This is a genomic window from Streptomyces actuosus, assembly GCF_016921115.1.
Lineage (GTDB): Bacteria > Actinomycetota > Actinomycetes > Streptomycetales > Streptomycetaceae > Streptomyces > Streptomyces actuosus_A.
The window spans coordinates 17907-31304 of record NZ_JAFFZS010000028.1; the positions used below are offsets into that span (position 1 = coordinate 17907).

Annotated in this window: 8 protein-coding genes; 1 reads left to right on the forward strand and 7 read right to left on the reverse strand. The window is 74.5% G+C overall.

Annotation, left to right across the window (positions count from 1 at the left end):
• Nucleotides 1–3 precede the first annotated feature (3 nt).
• Genes JS756_RS26820 through JS756_RS26830 form a run of 3 tightly spaced genes read right to left on the reverse strand, consistent with a single transcriptional unit; the run spans nt 4 to nt 3794 of the window.
• Nucleotides 4–399 carry a DUF742 domain-containing protein gene (locus JS756_RS26820; RefSeq protein WP_205385793.1) on the reverse strand — a complete coding sequence of 132 codons (396 nt, stop codon included), beginning with the start codon at nt 397–399 and terminating at the stop codon, nt 4–6.
• 9 nt (nt 400–408) lie between these two features.
• Nucleotides 409–840: a roadblock/LC7 domain-containing protein gene (locus JS756_RS26825; RefSeq protein WP_205385794.1), complete on the reverse strand. Its 432-nt coding sequence runs from the start codon at nt 838–840 to the stop codon at nt 409–411.
• On the reverse strand, nt 837–3794 hold the full coding sequence (locus tag JS756_RS26830) for a nitrate- and nitrite sensing domain-containing protein (RefSeq protein WP_205385862.1): 2958 nt from the start codon (nt 3792–3794) through the stop codon (nt 837–839). Before JS756_RS26830 ends, JS756_RS26825 begins: the two co-directional genes overlap by 4 nt.
• A 422-nt stretch (nt 3795–4216) precedes the next feature.
• Here JS756_RS26830 and JS756_RS26835 point away from each other — a divergent pair, with 422 nt between their 5' ends.
• Nucleotides 4217–4744, forward strand: a complete 528-nt coding sequence (locus JS756_RS26835) for a hypothetical protein (RefSeq protein WP_205385795.1) — start codon at nt 4217–4219, stop codon at nt 4742–4744.
• 409 nt (nt 4745–5153) lie between these two features.
• On the opposite strand, the gene JS756_RS26840 is transcribed toward JS756_RS26835, so the two are convergent.
• From JS756_RS26840 to JS756_RS26855, 4 genes are all read right to left on the reverse strand, one after another.
• Nucleotides 5154–9776 (reverse strand): coiled-coil domain-containing protein, encoded by a 4623-nt coding sequence (locus JS756_RS26840; protein WP_205385796.1) that lies wholly within the window; start codon nt 9774–9776, stop codon nt 5154–5156.
• 64 nt (nt 9777–9840) lie between these two features.
• Nucleotides 9841–10719 carry a hypothetical protein gene (locus JS756_RS26845; RefSeq protein ID WP_205385797.1) on the reverse strand — a complete coding sequence of 293 codons (879 nt, stop codon included), beginning with the start codon at nt 10717–10719 and terminating at the stop codon, nt 9841–9843.
• Nucleotides 10720–10750: 31 nt separating this feature from the next.
• Nucleotides 10751–12277, reverse strand: coding sequence for a hypothetical protein (locus JS756_RS26850; RefSeq protein ID WP_205385798.1), 1527 nt, complete (start codon nt 12275–12277; stop codon nt 10751–10753).
• Between the two features lie 163 nt (nt 12278–12440).
• A complete protein-coding gene (locus JS756_RS26855) occupies nt 12441–13148 on the reverse strand; it encodes a GntR family transcriptional regulator (protein WP_205385799.1) in 708 nt (235 codons plus the stop codon).
• Nucleotides 13149–13398 lie beyond the last annotated feature (250 nt).

The window sequence follows — 13398 nt, forward strand, 5'->3', positions numbered from 1 at the left end:
TGCTCACAGCGCCCGCAGGCCGTTGATCACGTCGCGCAGGACACTCTCGTCGGGCAGTTCGGCGGGCGGCACCGGCCGGTTGACATGGACGAAGCCGCCGTCCACCAGGTCGCCGACCAGGACGCGTACCACCCCGACCGGTAGATCGAGTTCGGCGGCGAGTTCGGCGACCGACTGCGGGACCTGCCGGCACAGGCCCACGATGTCGACGTGCTCCGGGGAGAGCCCGGGATCGGCCTCCGGATCGTCGGCGTGCGGTTCGGCGACCACCACCGCGATCAGGTCGAGGCGGTGCTGCGCCGCGTGGCCGGTGCGTCCGCGCGTCATGGCGTACGGACGGACGACCGGCCCGGCCTCTTCGTCGAACCAGTGGCTTGGTCCCTGACCCTCTGCGCTCATGCCATCCCACTACCCGCCCGCGAGGGAATCGGTGCGCGGAGCGGCACCCAGATGTACGCCGACCCGCTTCACCAGGAGGGTCATCTCGTAGGCCACCTGGCCGATGTCGGCCTCGGCGTCGGCGAGGACGGCGAGGCAGCTGCCGTCGCCGGCGGCCGTGACGAACAGGAAGGCCTCGTCGAGTTCGACGACGGTCTGCCGGACGCCTCCGGCGTCGAAGTGGCGGCCGACGCCCTTGGCGAGGCTGTGGAACCCGGAGGAGACGGCGGCGAGGTGCTCACTGTCCTCCCGGGTCAGGTCCTTGGACACCCCTGTGGGCAGGCCGTCGCCGGACAGGACGAGCGCCTTGCGGATGTTCGCGACACGGTCGACGAGTTCGTCGAGGAGCCAGTTCAGCTCCCCCTCGGTGGTCGTGTGGGCGTTCGCCCTCGGCACGGTCATGGTGCGTCCCCCTCGGTCGTTTCTCCTGGTGCTGTGCCGCCGTGGGCGTCGCCCTCGGCGTTCTCCTCCCGGCCGCGCCGCCAGCCCCGCTGGAGCGAGGCCATGCGGCTGCGTACCGCGTCGGCGTCCCGCTCGGCGGGCTGCTCGGCGCGCTCCTCGGTGCGCCGGGCGGGTTCCTGCCTCAGCTGCGGCGCCAGGCTGGCCTGTCGCACGCGGCGTGGCAGTGATCCCGTCCCGGCACCGGTCTCCCGAGGGGCCCGGCCGGAGGGAAGGTCGGTGTCGTCCCGGTCGGACGAAGCGGTGTCGGTGGATCGGCCGGGCGTGTCCCGGCCGTCGGGGTCTCCGGGCCCGCCGAACCGGTCGGACCCGGAGGTGACGGGTGCGGTGGGCAGTCCGTCCGGCGCCGCCTCGCCCGGGTTCGGACCGTGTCCGGGCGAGTTGTCGTCCGGGCCGGTCGAGGGGCCTGCGGTGGGCCGCGTCCTCCTCGGCAGCGCGGGTACGTCGGCGGCCGGGTCCGGGCTCGCGGACGCCGTGAGGCCGGGCTCGGCCCGCCCGCCGGCGCTCGCACCGCGGTGGGGCCGGCCCGCGGAGCCGCGGCGCCGTTCGGGCAGGGGCGACAGGCCGTCGGAGGAGGAGCGGCGCGCTCCGGACCGGTCCGCCTGCTCCTCCTCCGGCTCGGCGCGGCGGGCTCGCTGGGCGGCGACGGGCCGGCCGTGCGAGCTGACCAGCTTGGGCGTTCGGCGGCGGGTGAGCGGGACGGGGTCGTCGGGCTGGTCGCCCTCCGCCGTGTCGTCGTCCTGCGGTCGGGCCAGGGACCGCCGGGGACGGAAGAGACCGTCTCCCTCGCCCTCCGCGTCGTCGAGTGCGCCGGGGAATCCGTCGAGGGAGCTCAGCTCGACGGGGGCCTCCAGTTCGATCGGCCCGTCCAGGAGCGAGGCGGACAGGCCCGGAAGGTGCACGGGCACCTGGGAGAGCGCGGCCCGGCGGCTCTCGCCCGTCCTTGCGTGCGTGGCGGCCTGGGGCCGGTCGAGGCGGAACCCGATGCCGTTGGTGTCGGGGACGTCGTCGGTCAGCAGCGCGTCGGGGAGGAAGACCACGGCGGTGGTGCCGCCGTAGGGCGAGGGCTGCAGGGACACCCGCACGTTCTGGCGCTGAGCCAGCCTGCTGACCACGAACAGCCCGAGACGGTCGGTGTCGGAGAGTTCGAACTCGGGCGTCTCGGCGAGACGCAGGTTGGCGTCGAGGAGCGCCTCGGCCCCCATGCCCAGGCCCCGGTCGTGGATCTCCAGGGTGAAGCCGTTGGCGACGCGTTCGCCCACGACCTGCACGGCCGTGTGCGGGGGCGAGAAGACGGTGGCGTTCTCCAGCAGCTCGGCCACGAGGTGGGTCAGGTCGGCGACGGCGGGGCCGGTGACGGCGACCCGGGGCAGCCGGCGGACCTCGATGCGTTCGTAGTCCTCGACCTCGGCGACGGCGGCCCGGACCACGTCCATGAGCTGGACGGGTTTGCGCCACTGCCGGGAGGGCGCGGCTCCGGAGAGGATGACCAGGCCCTCCGCGTGGCGGCGCATGCGCGTGGTGAGGTGGTCGAGTCGGAACAGGTCGGCGAGTTCCTCGGTGTCCTCGGTCCGGCGTTCCATGGTGTCGAGGAGGGTGAGCTGCTTGTGCAGCAGGACCTGGCTGCGGCGGGCGAGGTTGACGAAGACCTCCGAGACGCCCGCTCGCAGTTCGGACTGCTTGACGGCTGCCTCCACGGCAGCGCGCTGCAGGGTGTTGAGGGCCTGGCCGACCTCGCCGATCTCGTTCTTGTCGTACTCCAGGCGCGGCACCTCGGTCTCCACGTCGACCTGCTCGCCCGCGGAGAGCCGGCGCATCACGCTGGGCAGGCGGACACCGGACGCCTCGTGCGCCTCCAGGCGCAGCCGGCGCAGATCACGGATGAGGCCACGGCCGATGCGCACGGACAGCAGGAGGGAGAACAGCAGGGCGGCCAGTCCGAGGAAGCCGGCGGCGACGGCCTTGAGGATCACGTTCATGACGACGGGGCGGACGCGGTCCTGATAGCGCTCGCCGGCCTGTTCGTCGAGGGTGCCGAGTTCGTCGAGGACGTTTCCGGCCGCCGTGTCCCAGTTCTTGGCGGTGACGCCGCGGGGCATGCCGCCGGGCGCGGTGGCGGCGACGGCCTGCTCGGCCGTGCGCAGGGGGGCGGTGGTGGCGTTCTTCCAGAACCGCTCGTAGCGGTCCCGCTCGGAGAGGGGCAGCTGCGGCAGGCTGAGGCCGTACACGGCGTCGCGCTGGGCCGCGAGGTCCAGCACGTCGCGCGTCTCGTCGCGGGAGATCTCGCCCACGACGAGGGCGGAGCCGAGGAGGGCGTCCTCGCGGGCGAGCAGTTCACGGGCGTGGGAGGTGTTGACGAGAGCGCGGTACTGATTGTCCAACTCGGCGTCGTCGACCACGTCGAGTGTGGACAGCAGGGTGTAGCAGGGGTCGACGAGCCGGTTGTAGAGGTCGAACGCCTGGGCCCGGGTGACGGTGCCCTCCTCGACGCTGCGGCGCAGCGAGGTGACGCCGTCGAAGGCGTCCAGTACCGCGGTGAGCGCCTCGCTGTCGTCCGGGTCGAGGTCGTCGCGGACGTCGGGGTCCGCCGCGTTGCGGCGGATCACGGCCAGGGCCTGATCGGTGGCGGCTCGGTTGCGGCGCAAGGCGGAGAAGGTGTCGGAGGCTCGCGGATCGGCGAGGTGGACGAGGGTCTGGCGGCGTTCCTGCTGCAGGACCCGGACGGCGTCCTCGACGGGATAGCCGATGTTCTGGACCACGGAGGACACGTCGAACAGCCGGCCGGCCTCCCGTCCCGTGAGCACCGTGGCGAAGCCCCAGATGACGGTCAGGGACACCAGCGGCACGAGAAGCAGCGCCACGATCTTCCGGCGGATCGACTTCCCGCGAAAGCGCATGGCCTCCCCCAGCTCGACCCCCAACCGGCAGGGGGCACGCATGTGCGTCTTCAAACGGCGCGAGCCTACTACCGACACCCGACCAACTCGAAGAGCTGTCCGGAAGCTGTACTTCCGTACTGGCGGCGCAACAGGGTGAGTTGTCCGGGCATTGCGGGAGATTGCCTCCCGGGGCTCCCGTGGCCGCGAACGGCCGGATCGAGCCCATTCACGGGGCGACTGGCCGGATTTCTTCCCGGCTGGGGAATCTTCACGGCGTTCCGTTCGTCCCTCTCTGCAGGAAATGGAGGCGGAATCGGCCACAGGAGCCGCATCCCGCACTCCCTCGGCATGAAGCAGCGCAAGCCGGGCACCCAAGGGGAAGACGGTGTCTGTCGGACATCTGTCGAGTGGTCTGCCTGGCGGTGGGGAGGGGCACGTTGATGGGGACGGTGGAGCGGCACCAGGCGCCGGAGGACGGCGCGGCGGCACGCTCGACGGTGCGGCGGATCTCCGGGGCGCCGGATCACGACACGCGGGCGGAGGGCTCCGTGGCACGGGCCGCGCCCGCTCAGCCCCGCTACCGGCCGTTGTGGGTGGAGGAGCCCGCACGGCACCGCAGGATGCCCGACCCGGTCCGCGCGGCGGCGGTCCGTGCGGTGCTCGTCGTCGCCGTGACCCTGATCCTGGCGATGGTGGCGTTCCTGTGCACACTGGCCGGGTCCTGGCTGGCGTTCCCGATGACGCTCGGCACGGTCGCGGGGACCGTACTGGCCACCTGGGGCGTGCTGGACGTGTGGGTGACGCGCCAGGTGTGGAATCAGCGCAACGGAGTGGTGTCGGTCCCGAGCAGCACGGCGCGGGCGCTTCGCCGCGAACGCCGCCGGACCCGGCGGCAGGAGCGGGGCGCCGAGGGGAGGCAGGACCGGATACGTCGCGGTAGCGGGACCGGGCAGCTGTCCCACCCCTGACGGGATCTTCCCTTCGTCCGCCCCCTCGTCACCCGAAGGGCTGTAACGGTCCGGCAGGGGTGAACGGTGGGAGGCGGGCTCCCTTTCGTCCCTGACCGGCAACAGGGCGGCCGGTCAGGGAAGCACCGGCTCCGCTGCCCGGACGCCCGACTGACCGCGAAGGGGACGGGCCGCCGATACCCGCCGCCCCGGGTCCGGACGTCCGGCCACCGCCTCGCGGCAGCGGGACGGCACGCGCATGCCGCGTGCGCCGGACCCGTCGCGTTCCGGCCCGCTGTCCCGTCCCGCAGGGGGCTTCGGCGCCACCGCCGCCGCGTCCGCCGGACGGCGGGGCCGTGTGCCGCGACCGGCCCGCCCTCGGCGCGGCCCACCTCTCGGGCCCGCCCTCCGCACAGCGCGGGCAGCCCCCTCAGGGCGTCGTCGCTGCCGGTCGCCTGTACATCCGCGTGGCCGTGATCTCGCTGTGCGAGGCCTCCCCGGCCGGGGTCGGCTGGGGCAGCCCCGGCCGCAGGTGTTCCTCGACGCTGATGTACTTCAGGCCCGCACGCAGGTCGGCATCATTGCGCAGCCGGATGACCAGAGGGAACTCCGCGAGCGCGGTGGTGTCGAACAGGCCGGTCGTGTACAGCAGCTGCACGCCCAGGGCATCGGACACGGCCCGCTGGAGTTCGAGCAGATAGGTGGCGTTGGCGCGGCCGATGGGGTTGTCGAGGAAGAGCGTGCCGGCGTGGCGGTGCCGGTCTCTGCCCCGGTCGTTCGACCGGAGGGCGGCCATCGTGCAGTACAGGGCGATGGCGGCCGTGAGCAGCTGCCCACCGGAGAAGACGTCGCCCATCTGCCCGACCGGGACCCGCTCGGCGCGCAGCACGGCGTCCGGCTTGAGGATCTCCACGGCGACGCCCTTGGGCTGGAGGGCCGCAGCGACGCCCCGCAGCAGCAGCGACATGCCGTCGCGCCGCAGGTCCGAGTTCTTCTTCACGGCGGCGCGGGTCGCCTCGTCGACGACCTCGCCGAGCCGCTCGGTGAGCGTGGCCTGGTCCGGCTCCTCGAAACGGATGCGCAGGAACTCCTGCCCGGACCACTCGCCGAGCCCCTCGGGCAGACGGGAGAGCCTCTGGGCCGAGCGCAGAGTGGCCAGGGCGGACTCGACGAGGCCGCGCAGACGGTCCACGATCGAGTCGCGGTTGCGTTCCAGCTGCGCCAGTTCGTCGGTGAGGACGCGCAGCCGCGGCGCGAAGGCGTCCGCCCACTTCTGCGCGTGCTCGGGCAGCGCGGAGGCGGGCAGCTCCCGGATCTGCTGCCGCGCGGGGGTGCGGACCTGTTCGTAGCGGGTGGAGTTGGCGTGCCGGACGAGCACGTCGGAGGCCTCGCGGACCGCGGCCTCGGCAGCGGAGAGGTCGGCGGCGCAGCCGCGCAGCGAGCGGCGTACCTCGGCGCCGGCCCGGCGGGCTTCCTCCAGGGTGCCGGGGTACGGCTCCGGCTCGTCCTGCTCCTCGTCGGTCCCGTGCTCGCGCAGCAGGTCGCGGAGCATGGCGGCGGTCTCGTCGAAGCCGCCGGCCGCGCCCTCGGCGGCGCGGTGCGCCTCCAGCAACTCGGCGTGCGCCTCGCGGGCCTGCGCCAGCGCCTCGGCGCGTGAGGCGAGTTCGGCGCTGGCCGTGCGCAGCAGGGCCTGCGCGTGGTCGGCGTCGCGCGGGACGAGTTCGTCGGGCAGTTCGGTGTGGGCCCCGCCGTCCTCGGGGGCGTGCCGCTCGGCCTCGCCGCGCAGCCGGCCGAGTTGTTCGCTGGCGTGCGACATGCGGGTCTCCAGGAGCTGCACCAGCTCCTCCGCGCGCGCGGCGGCAGCCTGCCGGGAGGGGCCGTCGGAGCCGTCCGGTGACTGCAGGAGCTGCTCCGCGCGCGTGCGGACCTTGTTGCTCAACCGGTCCAGCTCGGCGCGGGCGGCGCTCTCGTCGCTCTCCGCGCGGGCCTGCTCGGCGCGCAGGTCGGCGCCGACGCCCACCTTCTCGTACACCTGGGACGCGGCCCGGTAGGCCTCGCGCAGGGCGGGCAGGGACGCCTCGGGCGCGTCGGCGTCGGGCTCCGGTACGTCGTCGGGGGCACCGGCGATCTCGGCGCGCTCGCCGCGCAACGCACGCGCGGTGCGGCGGGCGTCGTCGGCGCCGCGCTGTGCGGCGCGGCGATCCTCGTCGGCGGCACGGGCGCGCTCGAGGCAGGCCTGGGCGCGGGCCTCGGACTCGGCGGCCTCGTCGGCGAGTTCGCGCAGCCTGACCTGCCAGGCGGCCCGCTCACGCAGCCGGAACGCCAGTCCGGCGAGGGCGTCGGCGGCCCGTCTGGCCCGCTGGGCGGCCTCCTGCCGCTCGTCGCGCACCTGGGCGGCCTCGGTGGCGGTCTCCTCCGCCTCCGCCCGCTCGGTGCGGGCCTCGGCCAGGTCCGCCTCGGCCTCCTCGGCGAACGTCCGTGCCTCGCGGGCGGTCTCGGCCAGCTCCGCCAAGCGGCCGGCCGGGCAGCCGGCGCGCCACGAGGCCAGCCGCGCCGCCAGTTCCCGGTCCTTGCCGAGCCGGGCGGCCAGCCTGCGGATCTCCTCGTCGCGCTCGGTGGCCCGCGCGCGCAGTGCCTGACGCTCCTCGTCGGCGGCGTGCTCGTCGTGCATGGCGGGGTTGGGCGGCACGAGGAACACGTCGGAGGCACCGGCAGGGTCCGTGCCGGACGCCGGGGTCGGTGCCAGCAGCGCGGCGGCCGTGCCGACGGCGACCGCGGAACGGGGCAGCAGTGCCGCGTCGCCGAGCACCTCGCGGGCGCGTACGTGCGAGGCCGGGTCGGTGATGATGACGCCGTCGACCAGTTCGGGGCGGGCGGCCAGCACCCGCGCGTGGTCGGCGGGGTCGACGGCCTGGGCGAGGTAGCGCCAGCCGGGCAGGGCGGGGATGCCGTGCTCGCCGAGGTATTCGACGGTGGAGAGGACGTCGGGGCCGGGCGGCAGCAGCCCGCCGTCGCCGAGGGCGCCGAGGATCCGGGCGTCGTCGGCCGCTGCGGTACGCAGTTCGAACAGCTGCCGTTCGGCGGAGGTGACGGCGTCGTCGAGGAGTGCGCGCAGTTCGTCGGCGAACCGGTCGAGCTCCTCGGGGCCCAGCGGGCCCTGTCCGCTGTCGTCCCCGGACTGCCGCGGCTGCGGGATCGAGGGGCGGGCGCCGGTCAGGCCGAGCAGCTCCGCGAGCCGCTCCTCCTGCGCCAGCGTGCGAGCGGTGCGGCGCTCGCCGTCGTACGCCCGGTCCGCCGCCAGGGCGGCGTCGGCGGCGCGGGCGGCGGTCAGCTCCGCACGGGACTCGGCGGACGCCGTCTCGCGCGCGTGCTCCGTGGCACGTCGGGCGGCCTCACGGGCGGTGTCCCAGGCGGCGACGGCGGACTTCTCCGCGTCGCTGGCGGCGAGCGCGGCACGGGCGGGGTCGGCGTCGGGGGCGCTGTCGTCGAGCCAGCCGGCCCGGACGGCCTCGGCGGTCTCCTGCTCGACCTCGGCGAGGCGCTGACGCAGGTGCCCTGCCTCGCTGCGGGCGCGCTGGGCCTCGGTGGCGGCGCCGGTGGAGTCGCGGTGGGCGGTGTCGCTGACCTCCTGGAGGGCGGCGGAGCGCTCCTCCTGCTCGTTGGCCAGGTTCTCGGCGCTCGCGGCGGCGGCGTGCAGGGCCCGTACGAGGTCGACGGCGGCCTTGGCGCGGGCGGCGAGGGCGGGGGCCGCGTCCCGCTCGGCCTCCTGGATCGCCGCGGACACGCGGGCGACCCGGTCGGCTGCGGCCCGGTGGCGCAGCACGGCCTCGGCGGCCTGCCAGGCGGCGTGCAGGGTGCGGGCGTCGGCCAGCTCCCGCTTCTGCGCGGCGGCGGTCTTCTCGGCGGCGGCGAGCGCCAGCGAGGCATGCCGGTAGGCGAGTTCGGCGGCGATCAGGGCGCTGCGCTCGCGGGCGCCCTCGCAGTGGGTGACGGCGTAGGCGGCGGCCGTGACCCGCTGGGCGAGGTCGGTGGCCCGTGCCCGTTCCTGAGTGGCCCGCGCGGACAGCCGCCGGCCCAGGACGCGGGTGCGGCGCTCGGCTGCGGCGTGCACGTCCCGGGTGCGGGCGCGTGAGTCGGCGGCCTCGACGATCCGGCCGAGCAGATCGACGGAGCCGGCGGTGAAGTCCCGTTCGGCGATCAGTTCGGCGCGCCGGCCGAGCTTGTTGCCGAACCCTCCGACGAGGTCGGCGAGTCCGTCGGTGTCGCGGGTGTCGGTGACGGCGCGCAGCAGCAGGTCGGTGAAGTCGGAGTCCTTCTTCACCGCGAACAGGCCGGCGGCCTCGCCCTCGTCGGCGTTCATCTCCCGCTGGTAGCGGAAGAGTTCGGGGTCGAGGCCGAGCTCGCCGAGGTGCTCGGTCCAGCGCTCGTGGGTCTCCTCCCAGTGCACCTCCAGGTGCGGGTACGCCTTCCCGGCCTCGGTGATCGCGTCCCGGAAGCCCTTCATGGTGCGGCGGCGGCCCTGCGCCCCCGACTGGCCCTCGACGGGCGGCCGCACGGCGGTGGACTCGGCCACGGGCAGGTTGTCCAGGGAGAGTCCGGGGCCGGGCCGGAAGGAGTACCAGGCCTCGGCGAACTTTCTGGGGTCGTTGGAGACCTGGCGGCCGCGCCACTCGCTGACCTTGCCGACCACGACGCACTCGCCGGTCTGCACGTGCTGCCACTCCAGGGCCACGTGTCCGCAGTCGTCGGCGAGCAGGAACTTGCGCAGCACGCCGGAACTGGCGCCGCCGAGGGTGTTGCGGTGCCCGGGCAGCATCACCGAGAAGATCAGCTTCAGCAGAACGGACTTGCCGCCGCCGTTCTCCAGGAAGAGCACACCGGCGGGCGCGGGGCGGCGCGGCGGACCGACGGGCTCCTCCTCGAAGAACTCCGCCTGCGTGGGGGCGGGTTCGGGCACGATGTGGCCGACACCCCGCAGGTCGAGCACGGTGTCGGCGTAGCGTGCGCCGGCGGGCCCGATGGAGTAGAGGCGGACCCGGGACAGCTCGTACATGGCGGACTCTCGTCAGTCTTCGAAAAGGTGCGGTGGTTCGATGGGGGGTGGTGCGGGGCGCCGGTCAGGAGTGGAACGGCAGCCCGGCGTCGGCCACCAACTCCAGGTCGTCGGTGTGCTCTGCGGGCAGCAGTGTCGCGGTGCCGTCGCTGACCGGGACGATGCCCAGTTCCAGTAGCTCCGCCATGGCGGAACTGCCGGCCATGTCGCGGACCTGGAGCTGGTAGCGGGCCGTGGTGCGGTACGTCCCGCCGCTGTCGTCGCCGGTCCGCTGCAGGAAGCCGGAGTCGGTGAGGAACGCCACGGCCTTGCCGACGATGCCCGTGGTCGATCCGGCCAGGCGGCGCGCGTCCTTGGTGGCGCCGGTCGCGCTGCGTCTGGCCCAGATCCGCCAGGCGGCCTCCAGGCCGGGGGCGTCGGTCGCCGGGTCGGTGTTCTCGCCCTCTTCGGCGGCACGCTCCTCGAGCCGACGGCAGGCCTGGCGGACGAAGGCGTCGACGCCGTTGACGGTGACGCGGCCGATGTAGCCGTCGTCGGCGAGGTCCTCGGGCCGGGGGAAGGACAGGGCGGCGACGGCGAGATGGGCGAGCCCGTGCAGGAACCGGTCGCCGGAGTCGGCGGCGGTACGGCGCGCGTAGTCGCCCATGCGTACGGCGAACACCGAGTCCTCGGCGGCGGTCACGGCCATGCCGGCGCGCGGTGACACCTCCAGCACGACCAGCCCGAGTCCGGCGGCGACGGCGTCGGCGAGCCGGGCGAACGGCGGGTCCTCCCGGTAGCGGCGCAGCAGGTCGGTGTACTCCTGGTCGCGCGCGGGCTGCAGCTTCGGCTGGAGCCCGAAGGCGACGAGCCGCGCCGCGTCGGCGGCGTCGGCGGGGGTGACGGCGGTGCTCACCGGTGCGGCGGCGGCCTCCGGATCACTCCGGTCGACGTGCTCGGTCACGGTTGGTGCTCCTTGTCGCGCGGTTGGTCACTCATGCTGCTTCCGTCCGGTCCGCGGCCATGCCGGCCGCGTCGAGCAGCGCCGTGCCGACTATCAGATCGGCGCCGCCGAACTCGTGGTCGTCGAGTTCGGTGCCGTCGTCCACGGCGAACAGCAGCTTCTCCTCGCCCTGCCGGTAGGCGGTGCCGACGGCGGGGCTGGCCGCGTGGACCGCGATCAGGGCGACCAGGTAGGGCAGGTCCGGATCCTTGCGGCGGGCCTCGGCCAGCAGTCCGGACAGGCGGCGCGGGGCGTCCGCCGGCAGGTCGAGCAGGGCCATGGCGGCAGCCAGTTGCTCCTCGCTGAAGCGGCTGTCGTCGGGCGTGGCGATGAGGTCGGGCTCGGGCATCTCGGCACCGAGGTGCTCCCGCTCCACCGGCGGCGTCAGCAGGAGGTCGACGAGGTCGGCGACCCGCACGGAGACGGGGGTGCGCAGTCCGGTGCCGCGGGCGAAGAACGCGTCGGTCACGCGGGTCGCCTGCTCCAGCGGGAGCGGCAGCACCGGGGCGAGGAGGTGCCCGTAGAGGTCGATCCCGGCGGTGGACGCGGGCACGGCGAAGGCCTGCCGGTCCTGTTCCGCGCGGAAGAGGGGTCCCGCCTCCAGCAGGCGGGACTGGAGCTGGGTGTGGCGGCGGATGCAGTCCTTGACGATGTCGACCAGTTCGGCCGCGCGCCGCTTGTGCTCGGGCTCCTCGCTCTCGTCGCGGGCCCTGCGGATGTTGGTGAGGATCGCGTTCTCGTGCCGGTAGCGGTCGGCGACGTGGTCGAGCGCCTCGGCGATCATGTCGGGGACGGCGTTGAGCCAGTCCACCGCGCGCACGTTGCGCCGGGTGGCCTCCAGGGCCCTGCGCAGGGTCTCGGAGTACTGCACGGTCCGGTAGCGGGCCTGCTCGGCGGCGAGCTGGGCGTCGGCCAGCCGGCCGCGGCTGATCAGCACCTCCAGCTTGACCTCGGCGGCGATCTGGGCGCTGGTGACGTCGGTGTCGAGGGCGCCGACCAGGACGTTGACCGCCTCGTCGGTGGTGCGCAGGTACACCGTGCCGCCGGGGCCGGGGACCTCTTCCAGGAGCTTGAAGTCGTAGTCGCGGCGGACGTAGCTGCCGTCCGCGGCGAAGGTGCCGTACACGGTACGGAAGCCGCGGTCGACGCTGCCGACGTTGATCAGGTTCTCCAGGACCCAGCGGGCCACGCGCTCGTGCTCCGCGACGGGGCGGGCCGGGGCCTGGGCGGCGACGCGCGGCACCAGCCGGGCGACGATCTGGTCGTGGTCGGCGCCGGTGTCGAAGTCCATGTTGAGCGTGACGAGGTCGATGGCGGCCAGGGCGATCTCCGCCATGCCGTAGACCGAGTACGCGCCGGCGAGGTTGGCCTTGCGTGCGTCGAGGTCGTGGATCGGCGCGGTGCAGGCGAGCGCGCGCAGGCGCCGCGCCAGCCCCTCGTCGGCGGCCGGGCCCGGCGCGGGGCGCGGCCCCGCGCTGAGCTGGGGCGGAACACGGTCCGTCGAAGCAGGCGAAGTCACGGTGCACAGCGTAGGTCCTCGGTCCGACAACGACCCAAACGGCGCGGATCGGCTGCCCGCGGCGGCGACGCCCCCGGGGACCGGCCCGGCGGGCGAGGACACCCGGCTCCTCCGCGGCTCTCCTCTCGTCCCCCGCCCGCCACCACCGGCGCCGGTCGGGGCGTCAACCGGGAGCGGCCCCGTCGTCCCCGACCCGCCGCCGGTACACCTCCGCCATCCGCTCCAGCGAGTCCCGCAGGTAGACCGCGAGCAGTTGCTCCGCCTCGGCCGTGTTCCCCTCGCGGAGGGTGTGCAGGAGCTGCCGGTTGCGGGTGAGGTAGGGCTCGTGCAGCCGCCGCGGATCGTCCACCACGTGGAAGGCCAGGCGGAGTTCGGCGAAGATGCTGCGCATCACCTCGTCGGTGCGTTCGCTTCCGGCCAGGGCGACCAGTTCCCGGTGGAAGTGGATGTCGGCGGTGCCCACGGCCTTCCAGTCGCCGTCGGCGCTCGCCCGCTCCCCCTCGGCGACGGCGGCGGCCATGGCGTCGAGGGCGTACGGCGGCGCTCCGAGCCCGCGCACGACGGCGCACTCGACGAGGGCGCGCGTGCGGTGGATGTCCTCCACGTCCTCGACGGTCAGGACCCGGACGAAGACCCCGCGGTTGAGCTCGTGGACGAGCAGGCGCTCGTGGACGAGCAGGCGGAACGCCTCGCGCAGCGTGTTGCGGGACACGCCGAGCGCGCCGCCGATGTCCTCCTCCGACAGCCGTGTGCCGGGGGGGAAGAAGCCCTCGGCGATCCGGGTGCGGAGGACGTCGGAGACCCGCTCGGCCGTACTGGTGCGTCCCAGGAGGCCACGGTCGTCGGCCAGTGACGCCGCCTGCTCTGCCATGCCCGGAATTCAAGCGCAGGAACGGGGGCCGGGACAACGTCGGTATTGAAGGATCGTTGAACGATCCTCTACGGTGCCACGCACGGCTCCCGCCGGGGCACCGTCCGTCGTCCGTCTGCGAGGTGGTCCATGCGCACGCACCTCCCGCCGCGGGCCCCGCACGGGCGGCGGTCCGACGCCGGGACGTTCGCCTGCCTCCGGCGCGGCCCGGACGCCGCAGGCCACCGCCGGCCGTCCACGCCCCTCCACG

Coding starts and splice junctions, on each gene's coding strand:
- JS756_RS26825 (WP_205385794.1), bottom strand. CDS start 840: ATGACCGTGCCGAGGGCGAACGCCCACACGACCACCGAGGGGGAGCTG.
- JS756_RS26830 (WP_205385862.1), bottom strand. CDS start 3,794: ATGCGCTTTCGCGGGAAGTCGATCCGCCGGAAGATCGTGGCGCTGCTT.
- JS756_RS26820 (WP_205385793.1), bottom strand. CDS start 399: ATGAGCGCAGAGGGTCAGGGACCAAGCCACTGGTTCGACGAAGAGGCC.
- JS756_RS26835 (WP_205385795.1), top strand. CDS start 4,217: ATGGGGACGGTGGAGCGGCACCAGGCGCCGGAGGACGGCGCGGCGGCA.
- JS756_RS26855 (WP_205385799.1), bottom strand. CDS start 13,148: ATGGCAGAGCAGGCGGCGTCACTGGCCGACGACCGTGGCCTCCTGGGA.
- JS756_RS26840 (WP_205385796.1), bottom strand. CDS start 9,776: ATGTACGAGCTGTCCCGGGTCCGCCTCTACTCCATCGGGCCCGCCGGC.